Source organism: Thermodesulforhabdus norvegica (assembly GCF_900114975.1).
GTDB lineage: Bacteria > Desulfobacterota > Syntrophobacteria > Syntrophobacterales > Thermodesulforhabdaceae > Thermodesulforhabdus > Thermodesulforhabdus norvegica.
On sequence record NZ_FOUU01000011.1, the window covers coordinates 39,818 to 51,620 of the forward strand.

General features: G+C 51.0%; 12 protein-coding genes. 6 read left to right on the top strand and 6 right to left on the bottom strand.

Annotated features, from left to right (window positions below):
- Positions 1-7: 7 nt before the first annotated feature.
- Together BM091_RS12190 and BM091_RS12195 are read right to left on the bottom strand one after the other, a co-directional pair.
- Positions 8-1,012 carry an ABC transporter permease gene (locus BM091_RS12190; protein ID WP_093396132.1) on the bottom strand — a complete coding sequence of 335 codons (1,005 nt, stop codon included), beginning with the start codon at positions 1,010-1,012 and terminating at the stop codon, positions 8-10.
- A gap of 81 nt (positions 1,013-1,093) precedes the next feature.
- The gene (locus tag BM091_RS12195) at positions 1,094-2,713 is read right to left on the bottom strand and encodes an ABC transporter substrate-binding protein (protein WP_093396133.1); all 1,620 of its coding nucleotides are present in this window, start codon (positions 2,711-2,713) and stop codon (positions 1,094-1,096) included.
- Between the two features lie 187 nt (positions 2,714-2,900).
- On the opposite strand from BM091_RS12195, the gene BM091_RS12200 reads away from it, so the two are divergent.
- Positions 2,901-3,668, top strand: coding sequence for an MBL fold metallo-hydrolase (locus BM091_RS12200; protein ID WP_093396135.1), 768 nt, complete (start codon positions 2,901-2,903; stop codon positions 3,666-3,668).
- 5 nt (positions 3,669-3,673) lie between these two features.
- On the opposite strand, the gene BM091_RS12205 is transcribed toward BM091_RS12200, so the two are convergent.
- Complete coding sequence (locus tag BM091_RS12205) at positions 3,674-3,865, bottom strand: hypothetical protein (protein WP_093396136.1); 192 nt, start codon at positions 3,863-3,865, stop codon at positions 3,674-3,676.
- Between the two features lie 12 nt (positions 3,866-3,877).
- Positions 3,878-4,402: a cob(I)yrinic acid a,c-diamide adenosyltransferase gene (cobO, locus tag BM091_RS12210; protein WP_093396138.1), complete on the bottom strand. Its 525-nt coding sequence runs from the start codon at positions 4,400-4,402 to the stop codon at positions 3,878-3,880.
- Positions 4,403-4,508: 106 nt separating this feature from the next.
- On the opposite strand from cobO, the gene BM091_RS12215 reads away from it, so the two are divergent.
- The 3 genes from BM091_RS12215 to BM091_RS12225 are packed head-to-tail and all read left to right on the top strand — an operon-like array spanning position 4,509 to position 8,419.
- The gene (locus tag BM091_RS12215) at positions 4,509-6,023 is read left to right on the top strand and encodes a carboxypeptidase M32 (protein ID WP_177193645.1); all 1,515 of its coding nucleotides are present in this window, start codon (positions 4,509-4,511) and stop codon (positions 6,021-6,023) included.
- A complete protein-coding gene (locus tag BM091_RS12220; RefSeq protein WP_093396139.1) occupies positions 6,020-7,993 on the top strand; it encodes an ABC-F family ATP-binding cassette domain-containing protein in 1,974 nt (657 codons plus the stop codon). The genes BM091_RS12215 and BM091_RS12220 overlap by 4 nt, the downstream gene beginning before the upstream one ends.
- 15 nt (positions 7,994-8,008) lie before the next feature.
- Entirely contained in the window at positions 8,009-8,419 is a 411-nt protein-coding gene (locus tag BM091_RS12225) for a glycine zipper 2TM domain-containing protein (protein ID WP_093396141.1), read from the top strand.
- Positions 8,420-8,437: 18 nt separating this feature from the next.
- Here BM091_RS12225 and BM091_RS12230 read toward each other — a convergent pair whose 3' ends face one another.
- Together BM091_RS12230 and BM091_RS12235 are read right to left on the bottom strand one after the other, a co-directional pair.
- Entirely contained in the window at positions 8,438-8,686 is a 249-nt protein-coding gene (locus BM091_RS12230) for a tetratricopeptide repeat protein (protein WP_093396143.1), read from the bottom strand.
- Between the two features lie 18 nt (positions 8,687-8,704).
- Positions 8,705-9,358 carry an LOG family protein gene (locus BM091_RS12235; RefSeq protein ID WP_177193646.1) on the bottom strand — a complete coding sequence of 218 codons (654 nt, stop codon included), beginning with the start codon at positions 9,356-9,358 and terminating at the stop codon, positions 8,705-8,707.
- Between the two features lie 146 nt (positions 9,359-9,504).
- Between BM091_RS12235 and BM091_RS12240 the strand changes: the two genes are divergently transcribed.
- Both BM091_RS12240 and BM091_RS12245 read left to right on the top strand, forming a co-directional pair.
- On the top strand, positions 9,505-10,368 hold the full coding sequence (locus tag BM091_RS12240; protein ID WP_093396146.1) for a YitT family protein: 864 nt from the start codon (positions 9,505-9,507) through the stop codon (positions 10,366-10,368).
- 68 nt (positions 10,369-10,436) lie between these two features.
- On the top strand, positions 10,437-11,375 hold the full coding sequence (locus BM091_RS12245; protein ID WP_093396147.1) for a VgrG-related protein: 939 nt from the start codon (positions 10,437-10,439) through the stop codon (positions 11,373-11,375).
- The last annotated feature ends 428 nt before the right edge of the window (positions 11,376-11,803 follow it).

Consider the following 11,803-nt stretch of genomic DNA (forward strand, 5'->3'; position numbering starts at 1 on the left):
CACTCCTTCAGCTAACTCTTATTCTGGGATTTATCCAGGCATAAAGGACGTCGACAAGCATATTTATTGTCACAAAGGTGGTTGCAATCAGCATGGTGCCGCCCTGAACGGCATTGAAATCCCTGGCATAAACCGCGTTCAGAAGCCAGAGACCTATCCCCGGCCAGGCAAAAATCGTTTCCGTTAGAATGGCACCTCCGAGAAGTATTCCGAACTGAAGCCCAATAACCGTGACGATGGGTATGAGAGCGTTTCTAAGGGCATGCTTATAGTAAATCACCCAGAGCGAAAGCCCCTTGGCCCTGGCCGTTCTTATGTAATCCTGCCTGAGCACCTCAAGCATGCTGGAGCGGGTAATGCGGGCTATTATAGCCATGGGTATTGTACTGAGGGTGAAAGCCGGTAAAAGCAGATGCCATAGGGCATCTTTCAACGCTACCCAGTTCTTCGTCAGTATCGAGTCTATGATGTAAAAGTTGGTTATGGTTTCCAGATGTATGTCATAGCTGAGCCTTCCCGATAGAGGTAACCAGCCAAGCTGCAGGGAGAACAGGATTATAAGAACGAGGCCCAGCCAGAAAATGGGCATTGAAACTCCCACGAGAGAAAAGAACATGCTCAGGTAATCAAAAATCGAATACTGACGGGTTGCCGATATGATGCCGGCGGTCATTCCAATGGAAATAGCAAAAATCATTGCCATTACGGAAAGTTCAACCGTTGCAGGAAACCGCTCCGCAATTTCTTTGGTCACCTTTTCGTTTGTACGCAGTGCTCTCCCCAGGTCACCGTGAACAAGTCTGGACAGGAAGCGCCCGTACTGAACGTAGATGGGCTGATCCAGCCCCAGACGCTCCCTCATCTCTTTAAGAGCCTGCTCTGAAGCCCTCTCTCCCAGCATCATTTCTGCGGGATCCCCCGGGGTTATGTGAATCATCAGGAAGACCAGTACTGAAATACCCAGCACCGTCAGAACCAGAGAAACCAGTCTGTTAAGGATAAACCTGAGCATTTCTCCATCGACCCTCCCGGATCACAAAAATGGCACCGTGAGTACGATGGTTCCTCTCCCACGGTGCCAGAGTTCACCGGTTTATTCTGCAAGCCAGACTCTCTTCAGGAAAACACTCCCCGTCGGATGAAGCTTGTAGTTCATGACTTTTTTCTGCATCGGCCATATCACGAGAGAATGGGCCACGTTTATGAGCGGCACCTCCTCGTGAATTATTTCCTGAGCTCTCTTATAAAGCCTGATTCTTTCTTCTTTGTCAAAGGTCATACGCGCACGGGTAATAATCTCATGATACTCGAGATTCTTCCACTGAGTTCGCACGTTGGGATCGGCATAACCATCCAGAAGGATGGAAAGAAAATTGTCCGGGTCTCCGTTATCTCCGGTCCAGCCCAACTGGAAAAGATCCATCGAAGGATCCTGCTCTCGTTGTTTTTTCAGATAAGTACCCCATTCAAAGGTCACAAGCTCAACGTCAATGCCCACCTTTTTAAGATCGGCCTGAACGGCCTCACCGACTTTCATACCGTTCGGGTTATAAGGCCTCGGCACAGGCATACTCCAGAGAGTAATCTTGGTCTGGCCTGCTTCCTTGAGCTTTTCGAAAAATTTTGCCTCCTCCAGAAGCTTCTTGGCCATCTCAGGATCATAGGGATAATCAATTATGCAGTCGTTATATCCCCACATGATAGGAGGTATGGTATTTTTTGCCACCGTTCCGAGACCGTAGTAAATATTGTCAACTATGGCTTTCCTGTTTATTGCGTAAGCAATGGCCTTGCGGATGCGCTTATCCTGCCATAGAGGCTTTGTGTGGTTAAAGCTTATGTAACCTATGTTCATGCCGGGCTGTGAAACGAGCTTGAGATTGGGATCCTTTTTGGCAAGTGCGATGTCCTCGGGATTAGGAAACTGACAGATGTGTATGTTGCCCGTCTTCAGCTCCAGAAAACGGACGGAATTGTCGGGAATAACCCTGAAGATAACCCGGTCCAGATAGGGTCTGCCGTCCCAGTAATTCTCGTTAGCTTCAAGGATAATCCGATCGTCCTTGATCCACTTGACGAACTTGAAGGGGCCCGTTCCAACGGGATGACTTTTAAAATCAGGCCCGTACTTCAAAACGGCCGAGGGACTTACAATGGAGGCAAAGTCCATACCCAGGTTGGCAAGAAACGGGGCTTCAGGCCTCTTCAACTTAAAAACAACGGTGTATTCGTCAACGGCCTCTATGGAATCGATGATGTCGTCCATGTTCATGCTCAGCCAGTACTCCGGAGGCGGCTGATCCTTCGGAAACTCCCACTGGGTCTTGTAAAATTTGACCTTCTTCTCTTTCATCTGACGGCCCAGAGAAAACACCACCGCATCGGCATTAAAATCGGTACCGTCGTGAAACTTTACCCCCTTCCTGAGATGAAAGGTGTAGGTTAGACCATCAGCCGATATTTCCCAGGACTCGGCGAGACCGGGAATGATGTCCGTTGATTCATCGGCATAAGCTACGAGTTGCTCGTAAACGTTATCGCAGACCATAAAAGAATTACCGTCCGTTTCAAAGGCCGGATCCAGACCGACACTATCTCCACCGCGCCCGAAAACCAGGGTCCCACCGTACCTGGGTTTTTCCTCAGAGGCCCCCACTACTCCAGAAAAAACAAGGCAAAAACAGACCAAAAACAAAAAAATCCCCCTTTTCATAACGCCCTCCCGGTTTAAGTTTACGAAAACAATTTTTTGTATTACCCAACGGAGACTTTCTACTTTTTTTTCAAAAATTTGCAAAGCCCTTTTGGTCTTTCGGGCTATACGAGAGAAACATGATTATTGAATTGGACGGTGATTAGGGTATTTTGGAGTAACAACCCCAGGTTACGGAGGAAGGAATATGAAGGTTCTGTTTGTCGGTGTGGGAGAAGCCTGTGACGACCGTTTTCCCAATACTTCTTTTGTGATTTCCGCCAGATCCTACGGTAACGAGGAACGCAACATACTATTCGATTGTGGATTCTCCGTTCCCATGTTCTACTGGAAGTACTTTCCGGATCCGGAATTCCTCGATCTTATCTGGATATCTCACTTTCACGGTGACCACTTCATGGGATTGCCTGCCCTGCTTTTGAGAATGTGGGAAATGGGGCGCACAAAGCCCTTAATCGTTCTGGGACAACGGAACATTCAGGAGGTGGTCACCGAAGCCTTAGAACTCGCCTATCCGGGCTTTATGTCCCGTTTCCGTTTTTCTCTGTCCTTCCTTGAGTGCGAGCCCGGAAAAGATCTTGAGTTAAACGGCCTCAGGTGGGCCTTTGCAGAAACAGACCACTCAAAAAGGAATCTCTGTGTGGCCGTGACCTCTCCCGACGGTACCGTCTGCTACAGCGGCGACGGCCGACCCACCTCCGAATCCACTGCCCTGGCCCGTGAAGCTACCCTGCTGGTTCATGAGGCCTTTGACGTGAAGCCCGCAGTCCCGGGACACGGCACCGTAGATAGCGCTCTATCGACAGCAGAAGAAGCAGGGGTCAAAAACCTTGCCCTCGTCCATCTTCAGCGGGATGTGAGAAGGTGGCATGAGCTTCAAATCGAACGACGACTGGCTTCAACGAAGACCTTCCAGGCCTTTCTCCCACGTCCCGGAGACCGCTTCGAGTTCTGATCGGGTTATTTTCTCACGGAAAAAAGGCTGTCTTTCTTGCAGTCCCCTGCCCTGTCTTTCACCTCACAAAGGGAACACAGTGTGCCGTAATCAGGCCTGGAATGCCTTTCGATGACGTTTTCCCCCGTAGGGTACTCAGGGCAATTGGTACACCAGTGCCACACATCACTGCCTTCTTTTTTCCGATAGACCGTCATAGCTCAACCCTCCTAGAATTCGATCCCTCTCTGCGCCTTTATCTGCTGATCCACATAGTGATGCTTTATCATCCTCATTTCCGTGACCAGGTCTGCTATGTCTATTATCTCCTGAGGAGCATGGTTGCCCGTCAGCACAACGTGAAGCTGTGGAGGCCGATTCTTGAGCACATCGCAAACCTCGACAGGATCCAGAAAACCATGATGAAATACATAGTTAATCTCGTCCAGTATTACCATGTCGTATCGTCCGTCCATTATCGCCTTTCTGGCCTTTTTCCAGCCTTCCCGGGCCAGCTCTGCATCACGACCCGTGTCCTCCTTCTTCCAGGTAAAACCCTCACCAAGCCTGTACATTTCAACGCCGGGGAGCCTCTTAATCGACTCCATCTCCCCGTAATGCCATGACCCCTTTATGAACTGAAAAATTCCCACGTCGAGATTATGACCCGCCGCTCTCAAAGCCATACCGAGCGCGGCCGTGGTTTTGCCTTTACCTTCACCGGTAAAAACCACTATAAGCCCCTTGCGCTTCACTTTCTCTCCCCTTATGAAATGATTTCTCTGGAGGTCTTTTTAAGTATTATGCCAGTGTCGTAAAAAGGAGACAAACAAAAGACGAAGGATAAGGCAGAAATAAACCATGAATGCCCGTGAAGCTTACGAAAAATTGGTAAAGTGGAGCAGAGAGCTCTTCCTTATTGAGTCCACAATGGAGCTTCTCTCCTGGGATCAGAGATGTTTCATACCCGAGAAGGGTCATTCGCACCGTTCGGAACAGATAGCCTACCTCAGCAGGCTTTACCATGAAAAGCAGAGAGACCCGAGAGTTGGAGAATGGCTTGAAATTGCCTCCACGGACTCACACGAACCGGATAGTGCGGAATACGCAAACATGCGCGAATGGAGCCGATGGCACAGGAGGGCAACAAAGATCCCCCTGGAGCTGGTGGAGGAACTCGCAAAAACCACCTCGGAAGCTGAATCCGTTTGGGAAAAGGCCCGTGCCCGGTCAAACTGGGGTCTCTTTGAACCTTACCTGGAAAAGATAGTGAGGCTTAAACGAGAAGAGGCCGAGGCGGCAGGTTACGAAAAGGAGCCCTACGACGCCCTGATAGACCTTTTCGAGCCCTCCATGACCGCCTGCGAATTCCACGAAATCTCCTGTTCCCTCCTGCCCTTCATCGAAGAATCTATTGGGCTGGCAATGAAAAAGCCGAACAGCATAGACGATTCCTTCCTTTTCAGGTACTTTCCCCTGAAGATCCAGGAGGAATTCGGTCGATTTGTTGCCGGGCGTATAGGTTACGATTTCAAGGCGGGTCGGCTTGACGTAAGTGCCCATCCCTTTACGGCCTACATAGGCCCCGGAGACGTCCGAATTACGACCCGCTACAACACCGGGGACTTCCGCACGGCCTTCTTTGCCATACTCCACGAGACGGGCCATGCCCTTTACGATCAGGGCCTGAAGGAATCGCACTGGGGAACTCCCTGCGGAATGTATGCCTCCCTCGGCTTTCACGAAGCACAGGCAAGGTTCTGGGAAAACCAGATCGGGCGGTCAAAGGGTTTCTGGAAGTTCTTCTATCCACGCCTCCTGAAACACTTTCCCATCCTTGCAGATGTGCCTCTGGAAAAATTCTGGAAGGCCCTGAACGTCGTGAAACCATCTCCTATAAGGGTTGAAGCCGATGAGGTAACCTACGGCCTGCACATTATTTTGAGGTTCCGGCTGGAGAGAAAACTCATAAACGGGGAAATGTCCGTCCGGGAAGTTCCCGAAGCATGGGCTCAATTCATGAAGACTCACCTTGGGATTTCTCCATCAAAAGAGGAAGAAGGAGCACTGCAGGACGTACACTGGAGCGCCGGGCTCTTCGGTTACTTTCCCGTTTACCTTCTCGGAAACATTTACGCAGCTCAAATAAAAGAAGCAATGGAAAAGGACCTGGGTCCTCTGGAAGAACTGTGCAGCCGCGGAAAGTTTTTCACAATTCTGGAATGGCTCGACAAAAACATATACTCCAAAGGCAGACGCCACACACCTCGGGAGCTCATTGCAAAAATAACCGGCAGGGGGATCGATATCCGGCCTTTCTGTGATTACCTGCGAAACAAGCTGGAACTACTTTACCTGGGAGAGGGCAATCCGTGATAGCACTGCAGAATGTTTCCCGAACCTTTGGAGATGATGTGGTCTTTTCCGGAGTATCTTCCATAATCCGTCCCGGGGACAAAATAGGTCTGGTCGGAACCAACGGCGCCGGTAAAACAACCCTTCTCCGGATCATTGCCGGGGAAATCGAACCCGACGGCGGTACCGTAACCCGTCCGAAGAACGTCAGGGTGGCCTATCTTCCTCAGGAATGCTCGCTTTCTGCAGAAGGGTCACTGATCGACCACGTCCAGAAGGTCAACAGAGACCTGGAACTGCTGAAAGAGGAAATAAGCAAGTTAGAGCACCTCATGAAAGAAGTCTCAACCCGGGAGGAAACCGAGAAACTGGCCCTTCGCTACGCGAGAGCTCTTGAGCAACTGGAGAGTCTTTCCGGATACGACCTGAAAGCCCGCGCCGAGAAGATCCTATCGGGGCTCGGCTTTCCTGAAGCATGGTGGGACAGACCTCTCGGTTCTCTGAGCGGGGGCTGGATCATGAGAGCCGAATTGGCCAGGCTTCTCCTTTCCGAACCCGACGTACTCCTTCTGGACGAACCCACGAACCACCTCGATTGGCCTTCCATCATGTGGCTTGAAGAGTTCCTGAAGAGCTTTAAAGGTTCTCTTGTCATGGTATCTCACGATCGGGAATTCCTTAACCGCCTCGTATTCCGCATCTGGGAGCTGGAAAACGGGAGTTTTTACGAATACCAGGGAAACTACGACTCCTACAGAGAACAAAGGGAAGAACGGCTGAGGCACCTGCGGTCTGCCTACAAACAACAGCAGGAGAGAATCAGGCAGATTGAGGAGTTCATCGCGAGAAACCGCGTGAGGAAAGATCGTGCCAGGCAGGTCCAGAGCCGAATAAAGATGCTTGAAAAAATGGAGCTGATAGAACTCCCACCTTCCGTTGAACCCATAGACTTCCTTTTCCCACAGCCCGAGCGGTCCGGTCGTGTGGTGGTGGAACTGAGAAATGTCTCCAAGAGATTTGGCGACACCACCCTTTATGAAGGTTTGAACCTTCTGGTCGAGCGGGGCCACAGAATTGCCTTTATAGGAGCCAACGGTACGGGGAAAAGCACTCTGCTCAAGATGATCGCAGGCGAAGTCACCCCAGATTGCGGCACTATAGCCCTGGGCACCAGAGTAAAAATAGGATATTTTTCCCAACACCGCATGGAGATGCTTAACCCGGATTTCACCGTTCTGGAAGAGGCTTTCTCGGTGTCAGGAGACCTCACGAACTTTCAGGTGAGGCAGATTCTCGGGGCTTTCGGGTTTGGAGATACCGACCTCGATAAAAGGACGGTTGTGTTGAGCGGTGGTGAGAAGGCAAGGTTATGCCTGTGCAAACTCATCTTCGAACGACCAAACCTCCTCCTTCTCGACGAACCCACAAACCACCTGGACATACCATCACGAGAAACCCTTGAAAAAGCCCTTCTGGAGTTTGAGGGTACCGTCTGTTTCGTCAGTCACGACAGGAAATTCATAGACGCCCTGGCAACGCAGGTGTGGTATTTTGATAAGGGCAAGGTTGAAGCCTTCCCCGGAAACTACCGGGATTTCGAGGAAATATGGAAGAACCGTCTGTGCCAGGCAGGCGAAGAAAACCGTAAAGAAGACCGGAAAGCCGGCGGAGAACGCAGGAAAAAGTCCTCCGACGAGCGCAAAAGGCTGGAAGCCGAACTCCGAAATGCCCTCTATCGGCGGAAAAAACCTCTTATGGACGAAATAGCCCACATAGAAGAGAGGATTGAAGAGATACAAAAAGAAATGGAGCAAATTGAAAAGCTACTCTCAGAGCCCGAGACCTACCGGGACCCCGGAAAAATCGGGGAACTGAACAGACGTTACTCGGAACTCAAAAGCGAAAACAATCGTTTGACATTGTTATGGGAAGAAAAATCAATTAAGCTGGAAGAGCTGGAAAGGGAGTTCAGGGCACAATTGTGCGGTTAAGAGGAGGGTTTGTCCATGAAAAAAACGGTCGTGATAGTGCTGACACTGCTCCTGACCTTTGCGTCTCTTACGGCTTGCGTTCCGGGGCCTTCAACCCAGCAACATTACGAGACATCCGCATGGCTTGGGGCCGTGGGGGCCGGTATAGGAGCTCTCGTCGATGAAAACAATCGCTGGAGAGGTGCCGTCATAGGTGGAGCTCTCGGAGCCGTAACCGGATACGGCCTTGCCGAAATAAGCCAGAGAGCTGCCCGTGAAGCGGCCTACAGGCGTGATACCGTAACCTATTACAACCGTACTACGGGTGAATGGGTTCAGTCGGATCCCGTTTACTACGGTCCCGATTACGCAACGGTGCGGGTGAGAACGGGGTACGGCCAGCAGGTCAGAGAAGAAAGGTACGAACGGGTTCCGCTCAACTACTGAACTCTGTGGAACCGCAACCTAGCCGGAGTGGTTCTCCAGGCGCTTAAGGTGTGAGTTCAGAATGGGGTTGTTCGGGAACTCCTTCAACCCCATTCTGAGCACTTCCACGGCGGTATTGTATTCCCGACGGACTTCGTGTAATCGTGCCAGCACGAGCCAAACGTGAGGCTGGGTGCGCCCTTTCTTTATTCTCCTCCTGACGAGAAAAATGGCTACACGGCTACCGAGATTATAAAAAAGTTGCTTAGGCCAGCTCAAAAGGCCCATCTTTTTTGACCTCCTGCCCTAGGGAATAACGATCCGTTTGATAAACCTTACGACCTCCTGGGGATCGTCCATAACGGTTACTATATCCAGATCCTCGGGAGAAATGTAACCTCTGGACAGGAGAGCCTCCTTAATCCAGCCGATAATGCCTCCCCAATATTCGGATCCCACCAGAACCACGGGAAAGGCCTTGAGCCGTTTGGTCTGTATGAGCGTAAGGGCTTCGAAAACCTCATCGAGGGTTCCAAACCCGCCGGGCATGGCTATGTAGGCCTGGGCATACTTTACGAACATCACCTTTCTCACAAAAAAATACCGGAACTCAAGGCGCACATTGGCGTAGGGGTTTGCTTCCTGCTCAAAGGGCAGCTTGATGTTGAGCCCCACAGATTGAGCCCCTCCTTCCGCGGCCCCTTTATTACCGGCCTCCATTATTCCGGGGCCTCCACCGGTAATTATGTTGAACCCCGCCCTGGCCAGCTCCCGGGCAATGACAACCGTTTTCTCGTAATACTCATCTCCCGGCCTAACCCTTGCGGATCCGAAAATGGACACTGCCGGATAGATGTCGGCAAGAGCCTCAAAGCCGTCAACGAACTCACCCAGTATTCTGAAAAGCCTCCAGGAATCCTGTACCGTCATCGCATCGATGATGTACTGCTTTTCCTTCATCACCGCCGTCCTCCCTTAAAGTTGAAACGAGACCAGCACAAAATACAAAAGATGCCGGCAAAAGTAAAAGATGTCGTTGGGAGCGGAAAGTTGTATATTCAGGAAGCTCTGTTAAGATTTGCCCCAGAGTGCGGAGGGATTACCCGATGAAAAAGCCAGAGCTGGATTTTCGTTCTCTTCTCTCGAATCTTTTCCTCATAAGCGCCGGATCGATAATCTTCGTCATGGGAATGAACTCCGTCCTTGTGCCCCACAGGCTACTCAGCGGCGGAGTCGTCGGGATCGCCATCATACTCCATTATACGATGCCTTTTTTAAGCGTCGGCGCTTATTACTTCTTACTCAACATCCCCCTCTTTCTCCTGGGCTGGTACTATCTCAGCTTCCGCTTCATGGCCTACACAGCCTACGGCATGCTGATCTTTTCCCTTCTGGCTTCCTTGATCCGACCGCCGGTGCTTCCCATGGACGATCCCATACTGGCGGCCCTTATGGCCGGGGTTATCTGCGGCACCGGTGCAGGGATCGTGCTGCGCTCACTGGGATCTGCAGGAGGACTGGACGTGCTGGCAATCGTACTGAACCGCCGCCTGGGCATCCGCATGGGGGTGGTTTATACACTCTGCAACGCACTGGTCCTAATAGGCGGAGGGTTCTTCATCGGCATGGAGCAGGCTCTTTACTCGATAATATACGTCTATACCAGCAGCAGGGTTCTGGATGCCGTGGTGGCCGGTTTTAACAGGCGAAAACTGGTATTGATTATATCGGCGAGGTGGCAGGAAATAGTGGATTTTATTCTGCACAGGATTCATCGTGGTGCGACGGTCTTCAGAGGGATCGGGGCTTACACGGGCGAGGAACGCACTCTTATCATGACGGTAACCACCATGACGGAGTTGCCGAGAATAAAGGAAGGGATTTTCTCCGTCGATCCCGAAGCATTCATCGTAATTAATGAAACCCTGGAAGTTCTGGGAAAAAGGCACGGCCGCTATAAGGTGTACTAGAATACTGGCACCCTATTTGCTTAACAGAGGAACGAAGCCGGTTACTCCATAGCCTGTAGAGGGTTCAAATGAACACAGAAGGAATTCCGTCCTCAGAAAACGTTTATAGCAACGACCTTTTCGGCGCTGTATTACGGAGGTGGATAAAGATCAGACAGGAAAGCCTTTTCCTGTCCGTGCTGGAAGATTTTTCCCGGGACCTTCCCTTAGAAGTACCTCAGGGACTGAGGCCCGGAGTGACACATCTAACCTTCCCTTCCGGTGTTTTTTCGTCCTCCCCCGGTTTGTCGGAAAACCCTGCAGGTCAGAACCGTGACGAAGGAGGTCATAATACGGGCACACTGGATTCGGCGCTGAAAAGCGACGGCGGTACCATGGGTTATGTGTCTGCCTTCTTTGAGTCCGGAAGTGCTCCGGGTGCAATAGGCTACGATCCCTCAGGCGGCACCTCTTACGGAATCTATCAACTTTCCTCCCGAAGGGGTACCGTTGACGAATTTCTCGACTATTTAGATAAAGTGAAACCGGAATGGGCAGAAAGGCTTCGTCGCTCCGGCAATGCCGATACGGGATCTACGAGGGGAGCCTTTCCGGACGAGTGGAAGGCCATTGCTTCGGAAAACCCGGAGGAGTTTGCAAAAATTCAGCACTCCTTCATCAAAGAAAAGTTCTACGAACCCCTGAAGGAAAAAATAGAGAAGGCCTTCGGATGGGACGTTGATGGTACTTCGGAAGCCCTGAGAGAAGCCCTCTGGAGTACGGCCGTCCAGCATGGGGTAGCCGGAGCTTTCAGGCTCGTTGAGGAAACGGTGTCCCGGCATGGCATTCCCGGTAACGAGCAGGACTTTTTGAAGAGGCTTTACGAAGCCAGGGCCACCCGTTTCGGCAGGCTTCCCGATCGCATCGAGAGGGCGGTACTCAGCCGTCTGGCCGGAGAAAAAGAGCTGCTTCTCTCTATGATGGGGAATGAAAAGAAGAACTCAAGCACTTTCACAATAACCGCCTGAGCCATAACCGGACGGGATTCTGCCGATTTGATCAGAGGGTCTCGTGATAATCGGAGTGCAACGGCATTACGAAACCCTCCTCTTCAGTGCTTCTTCTTCTTCGCCCTTTTCTGACGATCTCCGGGTTTTTCAAAGCAAGAGGCCCTGCGCACTTTTAGGGTCAACTAATAAAATTTACGAGACTACGGGAGCTTCCCGGCAATCCTCAATTGACGGTAGAATGGGGTCTGGTGGAGGTTTACCGAAAATCGTTTATCTAAACATTCCGGTGTCTTGCGTACTTTTAGAGGGTGACTTTGGATTGACTAAATTTCATCGGGAGGCCTTTTTTGGGGGAGGTTTACCGAAAAGCGCTTGACGGCTTAATGATTTCGTGTATTTATAAGGACGCAGTCGGAAAACCTGACCCGATTTGAGGGGATTGCGAC